Origin of the sequence: Lysinibacillus parviboronicapiens, assembly GCF_003049575.1 — a bacterium.
GTDB classification, from domain to species: Bacteria; Bacillota; Bacilli; order Bacillales_A; family Planococcaceae; genus Lysinibacillus; species Lysinibacillus parviboronicapiens.
The window spans coordinates 1-15,249 of sequence record NZ_PYWI01000022.1; the positions used below are offsets into that span (position 1 = coordinate 1).

Sequence of the window (15,249 nt, forward strand, 5' to 3'; positions counted from 1 at the left end):
AATATATTTACTTTTATAACTACCAACGCTTCCAAAAACGGCTCAACCATCTGGCACCGATAGAATATCGACACCAGATGGCTGTTTAGTCTTTTTTATAGCTGTCTACTTGACAGGGGTAAGTCCAGACCAATTTGTCAGGGCGTTTTTATTTTACTATTAGACCCTATTTACAAGTAAGTGACCAAGAAATCGACAAAAACCCTTTGCTTACTGTTGGAACGCCCTTATTTTCAAAGCATGTATTGGTCATATGCATAATTTCTTTATGAACAAAGTAGGTGTTAATGTATAAGCCCAGCATCACACCGATAAAGGTTAATAAACCGATGATTAAAAAATTCTTCTTTAGATTTACAATCATTTGCTTTCCCTTTCCCTTCCCTATGAGTATGGTTATGCACATGTTTAATGGTGGAGTTTGTTAGAAGGTTGAGAAATGCTAATGCCTAGATTGAATTCCGTAATTATCTGAGCTGAAAAGAACCTTTCTTGAAATTCAATTAAAGCACAAATTTGTTCAGTCGTATAAAATCGGTTTGAAACAACAAGCTTGTCTTCAATATCATCCCTTCTTTTAATAACCGCTATTACTTTCCCTTCATAGGTCTCTAGCGGTTCAAATTCACCGAGGATATATGCATCTATCCCTCCTCCGTCTCGAGCAATAGTATTCGGGATAAAGCCGTAATTAACAAGGTAAACAAAGTTATATTTAGGATGTTTTGAACCTAAAGGTCTGTCTACCTTTACTTTTACCTGTGTATAAAGATAATTCATTATCATAGAAAACCTCCTTTAAGTAGTCTTATTATTGGTGACTAAACTAAAGTGTAAAACTTGAGAAAGGCAAAGGGGATAAGTTGCTATCAGTTTTAAAAACACTAAAGAAAAATTATTTACATACATATTTTATCTGTTTCTTTTAAAGCTTTTATTATCCAACACTTAAGATAAAAGGTATTTTTATCCTTTATTTATTTGATATAATAACATTATTTATCATATGAGTTAATTTAATCCTATCATTTTGAAGTTTGACATTTCAATGGTGAGTTTCCGCCACTTTTCTGGCGGACATGGGTGTTTTTGTGGCGCGAATTGGCGGGCACGAAGCTAATCCCGCCATTTTAAAGAAAATGTATTGCGAAGATAAAAATAAGATTGAAAAGGCAACAGTTCAAATTAACCACCTGGAAAAAGAAAAGCACAAAAATTATCCAAAGATTCATAGTATTAATTGCCAATACTCTATATAATATTTATTAATACATTCGACGGAGGAGAGGACTATTGGAGTGGTTAGATAATCAAATCAATGAATCATTGGACATTCTTATTGAATCAGAGACGTTGATAGGCATGGAATTAAGGGCAATGCTAAAGAACTTTAAAGAAGAGAAAAAAATAGTTGGTTATACTTTTGGTAAACTATGTATTTTGCACTATGAAGCATTTACTGATTGTTTGAATGAGGACATTTACAAGGTTGCAGCAGCTATTGAGCTACTTATACTGTCTTATGATATTATCGATGACTTACAAGATAAGGATGCAGACTATAGTTGGAGCAATACACCTGAGCTATCGTTAAATATTGCAATAGCTATGCTTGTTATGGCTTCCAAAAATATCCGAGAGACTTCCTTTAGGCATAGAGGTTTAGCTGTAGAAACCCTTGAGAAGTATGCTTTGCTCAGTATAAATGGTCAACAGCTAGATTTACTCAATGGTTGCTGTGAAGAGCAATCGTATTTACAGATGATTGAGCAGAAATCAGGTTCATTGACGGGGATGAGTTGTTTAATTGGGGAAGCGCTTGCAAAAGGTATAGTGTCTACACAAGTTGAGGAATATGGCAAATATATAGGCATTATCCAGCAAATTAAGAACGATATTCAAAGTTTGAAAACATGGGGACGAAAAAATGATCTTTTAAATAAAAAGTATTCATTACCTATTATTTATCTTTTATCAAAGGAAAATAATGTTTCGAAATCAGTTAGGAACTATTATAATGGTGATATAGTTACAATTTTAGATAATAATGCTATAGAAAAAGAGCTGACAGCGGGTGGTGCTATCCGCTATGCAATGTCAATTAAAAATATATATAAACATAAGGCGTTATCTGATCTCGAAAGTGTAGCTTTGAGTAATGCCAGTAAAGAGTACTTAAAAAAACTAATGAAATGAGGAGAGAATGTATGCTTAATGTTATTCAGTATCTAGAAAAAAACCCATCCCTAGTTGCGCTATTAATCGAACACAAAGCCTCATTAATCGGAATTTCTGCAATTGAACAAAAGGCAATTTTAGAGTCTTTTGAAGATGAATTATGTGTGGAAAACGGTCTTTGGAGTTAATAGATATTATAAAGAAATATTTTTGGCTTGTTATAAGTATTTATTTAGTATTGGGTTTTTATCTACTTTATGTTACTTATAGCACGCCTTATTTGGGTTTAGAGGTAAAAGAAGATAATGAACGTTGGATCATAGTAGACCCATACTATAAACAATGGGCCAATGGGAACGATATATCAACAGGGGATGTTATTTTAAAAGTAAATGATGTGCGAATAGATGATGTCCCAAATGTAAAATATGATAATATAGTCCGCGCTGCAAATGCATTAACGATTTTGAAGCCCAATGGTCAAATCATAGAAGTACAAATAAGTAATTTTGATATACCTGAGCAAATTTATTATTTATTAATAATTCCTTTATGCTATTTCCTTTTAACCTTAATTATCGCTTTTTATTTGCATTATAAACAAAAAAACACACCACTTTTAAGTTTGCTCATCTTATTTATGCTCTTCGTTTCTTTGGCTTATGTTAGTATTGGCGCATCTGGTGGTTTGAATAAAATAGGGATTATTGTTAATCGTAGTAGCATGATACTTTGTTTAGTAGTATTACTAAATTTCATGAAAAATTATTTTTCTTTTTTAAAGACTAATTGGCTGTTCGCTAATAACATTAAACTATTCTATATTGTACCCGTAATTGCTATATTATTTAGCATAATCGGCATTATCTATCCTTCTACTGGTATTTTACTTTCTAATATTGTATTAGCATGTTTCTTCATCTTACTCTTATTAATTCTTAGTATTTTATTACTAAGCTATATAAAATATAAAACACCACAATTAAAAATATTATTAATTAGTTTAATGATTCCGTTTTTACCATTTCTGTTTTTGTATGCATTGCCTAATCTCTTGTTTCATCAATTTATACTTTCAGCTGAGGTAAGTGCTTTATTTTTATTACTAATTCCATTTAGTTTTATTTTTTCGCAACTGACGGAGCGCCTTTTTGATATAGAATATCACATTTCACGGCTTCGCTATTATATTATCTTTTCGCTTATATTTACTCTTTGGTTTATTTTTGGGCTTTATTGGATTACGGATAAGTTATTATCTTTAACTGTTTTATCGGGGATTTTCTTCTTTACGTTCATATCGTTAATTATCCTGTTTTACATAAAAGAGAAAGTAGATTATCGAAAGCGTAAAATATTATTTTCAACAAAGGGAGATTATATTCATCAGTTGTACACAGCTGTAGATAAGATAGGAAAAACAATTAGAATAGAAGAACTTTTAGAGAAATTCGCTCAAGAGGTGTCATTACATCTCGAACTTGAGCAAGTATATGTATTAACCTATGAGTATGATACCAATCAAATTACTTCAATGGTTGAGGGGAAAATTCCTGTTAATCCAGACTTAATGGAAGATTTAAGGTTAGGAGAAATACGCAAAGTTGACACAGTTTATCTAGCCTTCCTCCACCAAGATGCTCATTGTAAAAGGGTCTTAGTTTTAGGACATAACAATTCAATTCATCTAAAAGATGAAGAACTTTTGTGGCTTGAATTGCTACTATTATATGTAAATAACTTTATTGAGAATACAAAGCTGGTGGAAGAACTGTTAGAGGAACTAAAACATATGAAGCAAGCAGATGATGGTCAACTACCTTGGCTAAACAAGCTTTTATGGTTAAGATTTGAAGAAGAAAAATATCAATTGGCTCAAGAATTACATGATACAAATCTACAAGAACAACTTCATATTGCCAGAGAAGTTAATGTACTTATTCATGCGAAAGATACCAATGATATTCAACAAGAGCTTGCAAAGATTCATGAACAAATGGTAACATCCTTGCACGATTTAAGAGCATATTGTGAAAATTTGAAGCCACCATTATTGGATACATTAGGGCTGAATGCTGCACTAGAGAAGCTAATTCGTAAAGTAGCAGAAAGGTCCAATTATGATTTAATTTATACAATTGATCGCCTCTATCTAGAGGATGAACGTATGAATTTAATGATTTACCGACTTTTTCAGGAACTACTTAACAATGCGTTAAAGCACTCCTATGCAACGATAGTTGAAATTCACCTCCAAGAAATGACAGATGGGTTTGAAATTATCTACAATGATGATGGTGTGGGGTGTAATGTGGGAGACATTAGACAAACTGATTCCATGGGAATAAAGGGTATGCAGGAACGCGTAAAAGCCTTTAATGGTCATTTTTATATAACTTCAAATATCAATGAAGGGATGTCCATTCGGATAACAGTAAAAGAAGGAAGTGACACACTTGATTACGATGCTCATAGTGGATGATCACCCTATAGTTTTAGAGGGAACGAAAAATTTATTTAAAGAAGATGACGATATCGTCGTTGACACAGAAAGCGATGCTACATGTGTACTGCAGAGAATTAAAGTAATGCCTTATCATATCTATTTGATTGATATAAACATGCCACTAGAAAATGGCATTACCTTAGCACGAAATATTAAAGCGATACAATCAAATGCTTCGATTATTCTTTATACGGGAGACGACATAACGGATTACTATTCACTTATCTTAGAGCGGAAAATAGAAGGGATATTAGCTAAAACAGCTTCTAAGGATCAAATCTTGCGGACTGTACGTGCAATCGGCAATGGTGAAATTGTTCTTCCTATTAATTTCTTAGATTTCCTAGATAATCGATTTAAATTACAGGATGCAAAACTTGATATTCATTTAAATGAAAAAGAAAAGAAAATATTAAGACTCATTGCAGAGGGACATACGAATAGAGCCATTGCGATAGAATTAAATATTCCGCAGCGTACAACTGAGAGATATTTAACACAATTGTTTACTTTATTAAATGTAGATTCTCGTACAGAAGCTGTAGACCTTGCAGAAAGAATGAATTTACTCTAGTATTTTAATATGCTACAATATTCATAAATGGGATATTTTTCAAATTAATGTTCTTCAATTTATTCCAAATAAATAACTATATTTTCCTTTGGGTAAATAAAACAAATAAGCGTTATATAATACCTATATATATTAAAAAACACCGCCAAATTTTGGCGGTGTTTTTCTTTAGCCCGCCAATTCACGCCAAAAAAACCTCCAATGTCCGCCAAAAAATTGGCGTAAACCCGACGTTGAAATGTCGGTATAAGTGCTGTTACGCTTAAGATAATCGTGGTTAAGTAAATTTGCTGTAGTGGGTAATAATACAAGATGAGATTTTCGTTTAAAATAAGCTGCCTGGCTATCTATGAATAAAGTAGACTATGTTAGATTACCTAAAAATGTTACTAGCTAGAAACATACTTCACGATAAAACTTTATATAAAGGTAGGCGTATATTTTGAAAGTAGAACTTGAAAATTTATTTTCTATAGATGAATCTAGTCAAGATCAGGTCATTAAAGTTTATAATCGCTATGGTATTTTTATAGGTGCGCCGGAAATAAGAAAAAGAAATTTAAAAGCATCCTTTAATCCAATATTTACATTAAATGAAGATGTAACGTATGAACAGGTGGCAGATTTATATAAATCTTTAGAACATGAATTAGGTATTGTTTCAATAGGGGAACGATTTTACTTCGACTTTTCAGATAGCGAATACGAGCAAGCATTATTATTTACGTTAAATTCGACAGGAAACTCACCAGAAATGTTTTTGGATGACAGAGGAACCTTATTTTCTATAAGCACATATTGTCAGCATTGTGGCCTAATGGAAAAAGAACAACTTTCGCCATTAGTTATTGATACATCCAAAATAGAGGATCGTCATCTAGTACATGTAAGCGGTTATTGGGTAGCTTCAGAGAAATTGGTGACTTTAATGAAACAAGAGAACATAGAAGGTTACGATCTTCTGGAGGTAATCCATCAAGGACCACAACTAGGAAAGCAGCCTGCCTATCAAATAATACCAAAACAAATGCTTCCGACATGTAGCTCAGAAAGAGTTAAATTGTATTTTGCGACAGAACAACCACCATGTCGATGCGGATTGAGTGGTGTTATCAACGGCCCTGATAGTTATAATCGAAAAGATATAACGAACTTACAGGGAGATGTATTCTTTTCAGCTGAGTGGAGCCATGATGGCAGATATCTTTACAGAAAAACATTATTCAGTAGAAGGTTCAGAGAATTAATTATCAATAATAATATATCTCGAGAAGTGAAGGGAGAAAAGGACCGCAATTTCGGTCCAAAAGATTGGTTATTTGATCCTGTATTATTAAAGTAATCGACTATGGGCCAAAAAACTCTGTATGATAAGGAAGTGTTTATGTTGTTTAAAAAAATACTACCTATAATTGTGATTTTATTTATTGTTGCACTAGCACTATCAAATTATTTCCATAAACCGGATGAAGAAACAATTGTAATTGCACAAGTAAAGAGTGCAAACTGATGTTGTTATGTCAAGAAGCGCTTGAAGAATTTTGTTTATTACCTCTAATTGCACGTATATATGATATGATGTGAAAATATATAGAGTGTGTTTTGAGGTGAAAGCAATTATGAAAAAATGGGCATATCCATTGGCAGTTTTAACACTTTTTTTCTTTTTTGTTTTACATGCTAGTTATCAAAGTAAAACTATAGAAAACTTCGATGCCAAAATGGCAGATATTTTATTGGGCAATCGTTTAATTGAAGTTTTTCATTATATCGGTGAGCCTATATTTGTAGTTTGTGTAGCGATTGTGTTAATGGTGTATCTAGCTTGGCAGATGAAAAATTACCGTGGTTTGGTTTTTATTCTACTAACATTTGCAGCTGGAAATGTACTAAACCAATTATTGAAAAAGTGGGTGCAACGACCACGACCTGAAATTGAAGATCAATTAACTTCCTTTAGTTTTCCTTCTGGACATGCCATGACAGGCATCCTATATTTGTTTGCAACTGCTTATATATTAGCGGAAAATAATAGGAAGGTTCGTAAAGTACAATTGTGGAATGTGGCGATTGTGCTAACGATACTTATCGGTATGTCACGTGTAGCAGGAGCTCGTCATTTTGCGTCGGATGTACTGGCAGGATGGAGCGTCGGTTTTACGTGGTTCATCATTTGTGTTATTTGGTATGAACGACGTAAGCGAAGAATAGAAAAAGATAATGAGTAGCAAATAACTAGAAAGCAGTACTTTATTCGTAGGGAATAGAGTGCTGCTTTTTTGTTTAGTAATATAAGGTATGCTTAGTTGTTTAATATTAGCCTAGTAAAAAAGAATTGCACATAGGAAACTTCTACGTTAAGATGAGTACAATAACAAAAAGGGAAAAGGAAGAAGGGAATGGAAGGTAATGTATTATTGGCATTAGGGTTAACTCTTTTTGCCGGACTAGCAACAGGTGTAGGTAGTTTAATAGCGTTTTTCACATCGAGAACAAATACAAAATTTTTATCAGTAGCGCTTGGTTTTTCAGCAGGGGTTATGATATACGTATCGCTTGTTGAAATTTTTGTGAAGGCCAAGGATGCTTTAACGAATGCATTAGGTACAACCAATGGTTATTGGATGACAATAGCAGGCTTTTTTGGTGGGATGTTATTTATTGCATTAATTGATAAGTTTATTCCGAAAGCTACAAATCCACATGAAGTGAAACTAGTTGAGGATGTAAATGCCATAAAACCTCAGGTCGACGAAGATCATTTAATGAAGATGGGGCTATTTACCGCACTTGCGATAGGGATTCATAACTTCCCAGAGGGTATTGCCACATTTATGTCTGCCATAAATGATCCTAATGTCGGAATTGCTATTGCGATAGCTGTAGCGATTCATAATATTCCTGAGGGAATCGCAGTATCAGTGCCGATTTTCTTTGCAACAGGAAACCGTAAAAAAGCATTTAAGCTATCTTTTTTATCAGGGTTGGCAGAGCCTGTAGGTGCTCTAGTGGCGTTCTTACTATTAATGCCTTTTTTAACTGATGTTATGTTTGGAATTGTATTTGCAGGAGTTGCAGGGATCATGGTATTTATATCACTGGATGAATTACTGCCCGCTGCACAAAGATACGATGAAACACATTTATCGATGTATGGCTTGGTAGCAGGAATGGCTGTAATGGCTGTTAGCTTAGTATTACTAGCATAAACCAATACTTGAAAATTAATGGGTGTTTACCGTTTAAGGATATAGTAAAAGTAAAAGGAATCTAGCCAATCCAGCTAGATTCCTTTTTTAAGCCTCTACAAGCTCTTTTATGGCTTCTAAGCAGTCATAGAAAGTTTCAAAGGGCTTGTGTGAAATATGTAAATCTTCACAACGCGTAATTAGATGATCCCGGGCAAGGACTAAATCAGCTTGTTTAGCTGCCTCAAAATCAGAGATTGAATCACCAATAACGATTTTGAAATGATCGTTGTGCGCAACTTTCCGCATGACTGTTGGCTTACAACAACCACAGCCTTGACTCTCATACTTGGCACATTCCTCATCACAACTGTTTGGATAGATCAGTGTGATTTGCTTCTCTGAAAAATCCGCACTGTTACAATAAACACCTGAAAATGGACCGAACTTTTCTAGCATCGGCTCTATGAAAAAATCTACGCCGCCACTAACAACGTAAAATGGAATAGCATGTTCGTGTGCATAGTGAACAAATTCACCAAAGCCTTCACGAATGACAGCTGTATCTAATAAATATTGAATAACATCGTCTTTTTGAGTAGTGGATAGTAGCTCAAACATAGCTGTGACACCTTCTTTAAAGGTAATCGTCTGTGCCATCATTGCTTTAGCAATTTTTTCTGATTCTTCTGGAACAAAATGTGTCATAAGGGAGACGATATTATCAGTTGCTGTGATAGTACCATCAAAATCACAGAAAATAATTGGTTTCAAAATATTTCCTCCTTCAAGAAAAAACGCCTACTGCTAGGGAGTAGACGTTTTAAATCATATTACTTGTACACCATACTCATCGGCTTTAGTTAGGATAATATGGTGTTCAGGAAATTTTACGGCCATTGCTGTAACAAAGTCTTCGGCAATAGTCGTGGGAATGATAGAAATCAGGGTCGGACCTGCACCACTTAGCGCTGTACCGTATGCGCCATATACTTTGGCAGCCGCACGGATTTCTGCATATTGAGGTATTAATGTTGAGCGAAAAGGCTCATGGAATAAATCAGCTTCCATATAACGACCTGCACGTTCAAAATCGCGTGCCATTAATGAAGCTGCAAGCATATTTGCATTTGCCGATGCATGTACTGCATACGCTCGCTCAAATTGCTCTGGTAATACGGACCGAGATTCGCTTGTCTTTAGTTCAACATTAGGCACAAATACGACGAACGAAGCCTCAATATCGTTTACATGGAATGTATCTACAATACCGTTTTCATCCATCGAAGAGATTGTTAAACCGCCCAATACAGAGGCGGTTGCATTATCTGGATGTCCTTCAATTTGAGAAGATAAATTCAATTTTTCTTGGACTGTTAACCCTAGTTCGCATATTTGGTTGGCAAGCTCGATACCTGCAACGATAACAGCAGCACTACTTCCCAAACCACGTGCTAATGGAAGTTCACTCGACAGTGCAACACGGCAAGAAGGAAGCTCCTTACCATATTGATCAGCAATCTTTTTTGCAATAACGTATAGTAAATGTTGTTCGAGCTCAAACTCACTAGGACCGTTATCATCAAGATGTATGATTTCCCAACTATCCTGTAGAGAAACATCTAGCTTTAAATAAAGAGACAAGCCAAGTCCGATTGAGTCAAAGCCAGGGCCTAAATTGGCTGTGCTTCCAGGAACTGAGATTTGCCACTTTTTTCTCATAGTACGCCCTCGATATATTTACGAATTTCTTCTTCATCATTTTTAAGAGATACAACATCCACTGTTGATACGTTCATGGCAGTGTCAGGATCTTTTAAGCCATTACCAGTAAAGACTGTGACAACTTTAGAGCCTTGTGCAATCTTGCCATTTTCAACTGATTTGATGACACCAGCTAATGATGCTGCTGATCCAGGCTCAACAAAGATTCCTTCAGTTCCAGCAATTAGTTTGTAAGCTGCTAAAATTTCTTCATCTGTTACAGAGTCAATAATGCCACCAGATTCATCACGTGCTGCTTCAGCATATTTCCAACTTGCAGGATTACCAATACGGATGGCTGTTGCTACTGTTTCTGGATTCGCAATAGGCTCTCCTTTTACAATCGCTGCAGCACCCTCAGCTTCGAATCCGTACATTTTTGGTAAGCCAGAGCTTTTCGCATCGTTATACTCTTTAAAGCCTTTCCAGTAAGCCGTAATATTCCCTGCGTTACCGACTGGAATGCATAGATAGTCTGGTGCAGCTCCTAAAGCGTCTACGATTTCAAATGAAGCCGTTTTTTGACCTTCGATACGGTAAGGATTCACTGAATTTACTAGTGCGACTGGTGTAGTTTCACTCACTTGGCGCACAATATTTAATGCGTCGTCAAAGTTACCGTCGATTTCAATAATTTTTGCCCCGTACATTGTTGCTTGTGCTAATTTACCAAGCGCAACTTTTCCTTTTGGAATAACAACAATTGATTGGATACCGGCACGCGTTGCATAAGCAGCAGCAGCGGCAGAAGTGTTACCAGTAGATGCGCAAATGACGCATTTGCTACCGTCTTCAATAGCTTTTGCGACTGCAAATACCATACCACGGTCTTTAAAAGAGCCAGTTGGATTTGCACCTTCAATTTTACCATAAAGCTCAATGCCAAGTTTTTTAGATAGATTGACTAAATGTATAAGAGGCGTATTGCCTTCGTTTAAAGTTAGTGCAGGTGTATTTTCTGTTACGGGTAAAAATTGTTTATATTCTTCAATAAGGCCTTTCCACATAACGGTACGATCTCCTTTTGTTCTTATAGGAAGAACAGTTGTTTTTGTATAAAAGACATTTTAACGCAAATCGCCCTATGTTTTCAATAGCAATTCAGAAATTGTCTAAACAATTCGGTCATTTGAATTTTACTTGTCACTTATTTGAAACAACTGTATAGTAAACTCATGATGTAAAGTCAATTGTAAAGACAGGTGATTAAAATGACAACAAATACAGTAACAACTAATAAGCAGCCACAGCAGTCTATTTCGCGAAATAAGCTTTTGGGCGTAGCAGGTGTCGGTTGGCTTTTCGATGCAATGGACGTCGGGATATTATCATTCGTCATTGCAGCCTTAGCTGTAGATTGGGGTTTAAATTCTAGCCAAATGGGTTGGATTGGAAGCGTAAACTCCATTGGTATGGCTGTTGGTGCACTCGTTTTCGGTGTTTTTGCCGATAAAGTAGGGCGCAAGAAAATATTTATGTGGACCCTTGTGTTATTTTCGATTGCAAGTGGTTTGTCTGCATTTACAACAACACTTGTTGCTTTTATGGCTTTACGTTTCTTAGTAGGTATGGGGCTTGGTGGAGAATTACCAGTCGCATCGACACTTGTATCAGAGAGCGTAGAAGCGAAAGAACGTGGCAGAGTGGTCGTATTACTTGAAAGTTTCTGGGCTGCAGGATGGTTAATTGCTGCACTTATTTCTTATTTTGTCATACCTACATGGGGCTGGCGTGTAGCATTATTATTAACTGCAATACCTGCGGTGTATGCAATTTATCTTCGTTGGCATTTACCAGATTCACCACAGTTTACAGTAAAGGTTGAATCTAAGAAACGGAGCATTCTCCAAAATATTCGTGATGTCTGGTCGAAAAAATATGCACGCGCTACATTGATGTTATGGGTGTTATGGTTTACTGTTGTATTTTCATATTATGGAATGTTCTTATGGCTACCTAGCGTAATGGTTGGAAAAGGCTTTGACATGATTACAAGCTTTAAATATGTCCTCATTATGACACTAGCTCAACTACCAGGCTATTTTACAGCAGCGTGGTTCATAGAAAAATTTGGTCGAAAGTTTGTACTTGTTTCCTATTTAATTGGGACAGCTGTAAGTGCTTTCATTTTTGGTAATGCAGAAACAATGGCAGTGCTACTAACATCAGGCATGTTTTTATCATTCTTTAACTTAGGAGCATGGGGTGCGTTATATGCTTACACACCAGAACAGTATCCAGCTATTATTCGTGGCACAGGTGCTGGGATGGCCGCGGCAGTAGGACGAATTGGTGGTATTTTTGGTCCCCTATTAGTTGGTTCACTGTTAACTGCTGGTTATGACATTGGCTTTATCTTTGCTATTTTCTGTGGAGCAATTATTATTGGTGTTATTGGCGTAATCTTGTTAGGCACTGAAACAAAACAAACAGAATTAGAATAACAAAAAGATAGTAATGTCTTGAATTCACTAAGAATTCAAGACATTTTTTATACATAATTTGCTTTATGAATACATAAAAATAAACTTTTATTAATTAATATACACCTTTGTTGTAAATCTGTTAAAATGAAAAATCAGTATAAACTTTCACCCTAGGAACTAAGTTGATAAAGAAACTATGGATAATGAAAATATAGCGAATTTATGTCATTTTATTACGAACTACTGTATTAGTGATTTAAAGCATTAAAGATTTTTCTGAAAAGTCATTGTATTCAAATAGCAATCATGATACTGTATTTTTAATCGAATTTAGAGTCAGTAGGGAACAATCTCCATTCGTGATAATTTCTTTGAAAGAAAGGTTGTTAGGAATGAGTATAAATGAACATATAAAAAGAAAGTTTGTAAGATTGTCAAAGGGGCAACGTAAGGTTGCACAGTTTGTAACAGATAATCCGACAGTCGTTATTGCCAATGGTGCGGCTGAAGTTGGTAGACAGGCTAATGTGAGTGAATCAACAGTGATCCGTTTTTGTTATGCCATGGATTTGTCAGGTTATGTGGAGCTGCAAGAGGAAATTAGAAGTTACTTAATGTCTCAAAATGAGGGAACTCATCTTACTGCTACATATCCATCCAATAAACAAAAGAATTCAAGCTTTAGTAAGGTCATGCAACGTGATATACAAAATATTCAAGATACCATTCATCTTATTAACGATAATATGCTTCAGAAAAGTTCAAAATGGATGCATGAAGCTGATACTATTTACATACTGGGTGCGCGTCAATCTGCTTCTATTGCAAACTGGTTATCCTATACGTTGAAAACCTTACGACCGAATGTTAAACAACTACGTACAGATTCAGAAGATATTGTGCAACAAATTAACAGTATGGGTGAGTGCACGACGTTAATCGTCTTTTCGTGTGATAAGCATACGAATGATGTAAAAACAATTGTTGAAATTGCAAAAATGAAAAAAGTAAGAATTATTGTCATTACCGGATCAGCATTGTCACCAATAAGAGATTATGCAAGTGCACTATTTGCACTTGGCATGAAGAATCAATCTTCACTCGACGTTGTGCCAGTTCTGTTTTCGTTTATGCATGCATTGATAGAGGAAATGATTAGTCACGATAAAGAACAATATACGCAGCATCAGCAATCATATGAACAAGTAGAGAATAATTTATTATTCCTAGATGCTGCAAGAGAAAAGCAAGTGTTTTGATAGCGTATTACGCATAGTTTAAGTAGCATTTACTTTTCTGTGCGTTTTTTGCTTTTAAAATGTAGATTTATTAGAGGAGTTGGGCCTATGCTTAAGCAGTAATTTAGAGCATGTCTTTGCAATTTTTTTAACGATAAAAGAAAAACAATATGTGATATTCCTAATCGTTATTCGCGACAGAAGCATATGTATGTGTAGCGTAAGTGAAACGATTTAAGCAAGACCCCGCCGGCACTTCAGACCTTTGGAGACTTGCGACAAAATGTTTATAACATCTTACTCATAATATGTTCATTGAAAAAAGTGTTGTTTAGTTTAATAGCATTTTGGCGGGTGCCTTCATGTTGAAAATTAAACTTCTTAAAAAGATTGATGGCAACGTCATTGTGTTCCATAACAGATAATTCTAAGCGTGATATATCTCTCTGTGTTGACCATTTTTCGATTGCTTTCATTAGTGATGCGCCGATGCCCTTTTGTTGATGCTCGTCCTTGACTGCCAGACGAACAGAAGCAACATGTTTGGCTTTAGAATGTTTACTGCCGTGAATAACGGCATAACCCGCAAATAGACCATTTAAAACGCACAACAAAATAGTGCGGTTTTTTAGTTGCTTCCAATAAGCTAAATTTTTACGAAGCTGCTGTACTGTCAAATCTAACTCATTGTGCTCATTATACATAAAGTCAGTTTGCTGGAAGATTTCTTCTTGTAACAGAATAAATGCTCTAGCGTCAGACGCTTCAATTGTTCTGATTATGTATGCAGAAGGATTTTCATTATTTTCAGAAATATCGCTTGATGAGGCTTTCGCTTGATTGCGAGAGAAAGTGACACTTGTACCGAGCTTGACATCAATGACATAATATCCTGCATTTGTCCATGATAAATAATGAGTGAGGGGAGGCTTTGTTTTTTTCCACCAGCTCTTATTTAAATAAGCAGCATTCGGTAAGGCTTGCCCCATAATGTTTTCTAGTGCGTTAAAGGATAAAGTAATGTCTTGTTGCGAAGCTACTTCAAAATAGCTTGCTAAAGGAATATACTTTTTTTCCATCTTCTTCGTCATTGTAATCCCCATTTCCTGTATTTCCTAACATATAGACTACATGATGATAGCATAAAATTATGGTTTCTTGAATAATAAAACGCAACTATATATCTATTTGAGTGAAGTAATTTCAATATAAAATCAGTTTTCAATATTAAATGTTAAATAAAGGATGGTAAAAAATAGCTAAACAATTAAAAAGAAAGAAATACTAAAGTTTAGTATCTCTTCATAACGGATTAAGATAAGCTAATATACATATGGAAAAACACGATTAAAGTTCTACTTTATATAATTTTATT

16 protein-coding genes are annotated in these 15,249 nt (G+C 35.1%); 10 read left to right on the forward strand and 6 right to left on the reverse strand.

Annotated features, from left to right (window positions below):
- Positions 1–5 precede the first annotated feature (5 nt).
- Positions 6–89 carry an IS3 family transposase gene (locus C9J35_RS24900; RefSeq protein WP_369122299.1) on the forward strand — a complete coding sequence of 28 codons (84 nt, stop codon included), beginning with the start codon at positions 6–8 and terminating at the stop codon, positions 87–89.
- Positions 90–166: 77 nt separating this feature from the next.
- Here C9J35_RS24900 and C9J35_RS16760 read toward each other — a convergent pair whose 3' ends face one another.
- Together C9J35_RS16760 and C9J35_RS16765 are read right to left on the reverse strand one after the other, a co-directional pair.
- Entirely contained in the window at positions 167–364 is a 198-nt protein-coding gene (locus tag C9J35_RS16760; protein WP_107925387.1) for a hypothetical protein, read from the reverse strand.
- Positions 365–408: 44 nt separating this feature from the next.
- Positions 409–786 (reverse strand): inorganic diphosphatase, encoded by a 378-nt coding sequence (locus tag C9J35_RS16765; RefSeq protein WP_054768229.1) that lies wholly within the window; start codon positions 784–786, stop codon positions 409–411.
- Positions 787–1,293: 507 nt separating this feature from the next.
- On the opposite strand from C9J35_RS16765, the gene C9J35_RS16775 reads away from it, so the two are divergent.
- From C9J35_RS16775 to zupT, 7 genes are all read left to right on the forward strand, one after another.
- Entirely contained in the window at positions 1,294–2,196 is a 903-nt protein-coding gene (locus C9J35_RS16775) for a polyprenyl synthetase family protein (protein WP_107925389.1), read from the forward strand.
- A gap of 11 nt (positions 2,197–2,207) precedes the next feature.
- Positions 2,208–2,366, forward strand: coding sequence for a competence pheromone ComX (gene comX / locus C9J35_RS16780; RefSeq protein WP_054768231.1), 159 nt, complete (start codon positions 2,208–2,210; stop codon positions 2,364–2,366).
- Entirely contained in the window at positions 2,357–4,660 is a 2,304-nt protein-coding gene (locus C9J35_RS16785; RefSeq protein ID WP_235616343.1) for an ATP-binding protein, read from the forward strand. The genes comX and C9J35_RS16785 overlap by 10 nt, the downstream gene beginning before the upstream one ends.
- Positions 4,644–5,258 carry a response regulator transcription factor gene (locus C9J35_RS16790; RefSeq protein WP_235616347.1) on the forward strand — a complete coding sequence of 205 codons (615 nt, stop codon included), beginning with the start codon at positions 4,644–4,646 and terminating at the stop codon, positions 5,256–5,258. The genes C9J35_RS16785 and C9J35_RS16790 overlap by 17 nt, the downstream gene beginning before the upstream one ends.
- Before the next feature lie 442 nt (positions 5,259–5,700).
- Positions 5,701–6,600 (forward strand): hypothetical protein, encoded by a 900-nt coding sequence (locus C9J35_RS16795; protein WP_107925393.1) that lies wholly within the window; start codon positions 5,701–5,703, stop codon positions 6,598–6,600.
- Positions 6,601–6,877: 277 nt separating this feature from the next.
- The gene (locus C9J35_RS16800; RefSeq protein ID WP_107925395.1) at positions 6,878–7,486 is read left to right on the forward strand and encodes a phosphatase PAP2 family protein; all 609 of its coding nucleotides are present in this window, start codon (positions 6,878–6,880) and stop codon (positions 7,484–7,486) included.
- A gap of 171 nt (positions 7,487–7,657) precedes the next feature.
- The gene (zupT, locus tag C9J35_RS16805) at positions 7,658–8,467 is read left to right on the forward strand and encodes a zinc transporter ZupT (protein ID WP_107925397.1); all 810 of its coding nucleotides are present in this window, start codon (positions 7,658–7,660) and stop codon (positions 8,465–8,467) included.
- Between the two features lie 87 nt (positions 8,468–8,554).
- On the opposite strand, the gene C9J35_RS16810 is transcribed toward zupT, so the two are convergent.
- Genes C9J35_RS16810 through thrC form a run of 3 tightly spaced genes read right to left on the reverse strand, consistent with a single transcriptional unit; the run spans position 8,555 to position 11,217 of the window.
- Positions 8,555–9,220, reverse strand: coding sequence for a 2-hydroxy-3-keto-5-methylthiopentenyl-1-phosphate phosphatase (locus tag C9J35_RS16810; RefSeq protein WP_107925399.1), 666 nt, complete (start codon positions 9,218–9,220; stop codon positions 8,555–8,557).
- Between the two features lie 54 nt (positions 9,221–9,274).
- Entirely contained in the window at positions 9,275–10,168 is an 894-nt protein-coding gene (gene thrB, locus C9J35_RS16815) for a homoserine kinase (RefSeq protein ID WP_107925401.1), read from the reverse strand.
- Positions 10,165–11,217 (reverse strand): threonine synthase, encoded by a 1,053-nt coding sequence (gene thrC, locus C9J35_RS16820; protein WP_107925403.1) that lies wholly within the window; start codon positions 11,215–11,217, stop codon positions 10,165–10,167. The genes thrB and thrC overlap by 4 nt, the downstream gene beginning before the upstream one ends.
- A gap of 204 nt (positions 11,218–11,421) precedes the next feature.
- Between thrC and C9J35_RS16825 the strand changes: the two genes are divergently transcribed.
- Together C9J35_RS16825 and C9J35_RS16830 are read left to right on the forward strand one after the other, a co-directional pair.
- On the forward strand, positions 11,422–12,654 hold the full coding sequence (locus tag C9J35_RS16825) for an MFS transporter (RefSeq protein ID WP_107925405.1): 1,233 nt from the start codon (positions 11,422–11,424) through the stop codon (positions 12,652–12,654).
- A 374-nt stretch (positions 12,655–13,028) separates the two neighbouring features.
- On the forward strand, positions 13,029–13,895 hold the full coding sequence (locus C9J35_RS16830) for a MurR/RpiR family transcriptional regulator (RefSeq protein ID WP_107925407.1): 867 nt from the start codon (positions 13,029–13,031) through the stop codon (positions 13,893–13,895).
- Between the two features lie 266 nt (positions 13,896–14,161).
- Here the strand turns inward: C9J35_RS16830 and C9J35_RS16835 are convergent, their stop codons facing one another.
- Positions 14,162–14,953, reverse strand: a complete 792-nt coding sequence (locus C9J35_RS16835; protein WP_235616344.1) for a GNAT family N-acetyltransferase — start codon at positions 14,951–14,953, stop codon at positions 14,162–14,164.
- Positions 14,954–15,249 lie beyond the last annotated feature (296 nt).

Bases quoted from the DNA above. Each gene is read 5' to 3' on its own strand.
- C9J35_RS16790 (WP_235616347.1), top strand. From the start codon at position 4,644: ATGCTCATAGTGGATGATCACCCTATAGTTTTAGAGGGAACGAAAAAT.
- comX (WP_054768231.1), top strand. From the start codon at position 2,208: ATGCTTAATGTTATTCAGTATCTAGAAAAAAACCCATCCCTAGTTGCG.
- zupT (WP_107925397.1), top strand. From the start codon at position 7,658: ATGGAAGGTAATGTATTATTGGCATTAGGGTTAACTCTTTTTGCCGGA.
- thrB (WP_107925401.1), bottom strand. From the start codon at position 10,168: ATGAGAAAAAAGTGGCAAATCTCAGTTCCTGGAAGCACAGCCAATTTA.
- C9J35_RS16830 (WP_107925407.1), top strand. From the start codon at position 13,029: ATGAGTATAAATGAACATATAAAAAGAAAGTTTGTAAGATTGTCAAAG.
- C9J35_RS16765 (WP_054768229.1), bottom strand. From the start codon at position 786: ATGATAATGAATTATCTTTATACACAGGTAAAAGTAAAGGTAGACAGA.
- C9J35_RS16825 (WP_107925405.1), top strand. From the start codon at position 11,422: ATGACAACAAATACAGTAACAACTAATAAGCAGCCACAGCAGTCTATT.
- C9J35_RS16760 (WP_107925387.1), bottom strand. From the start codon at position 364: ATGATTGTAAATCTAAAGAAGAATTTTTTAATCATCGGTTTATTAACC.
- C9J35_RS16800 (WP_107925395.1), top strand. From the start codon at position 6,878: ATGAAAAAATGGGCATATCCATTGGCAGTTTTAACACTTTTTTTCTTT.
- thrC (WP_107925403.1), bottom strand. From the start codon at position 11,217: ATGTGGAAAGGCCTTATTGAAGAATATAAACAATTTTTACCCGTAACA.
- C9J35_RS16835 (WP_235616344.1), bottom strand. From the start codon at position 14,953: ATGGAAAAAAAGTATATTCCTTTAGCAAGCTATTTTGAAGTAGCTTCG.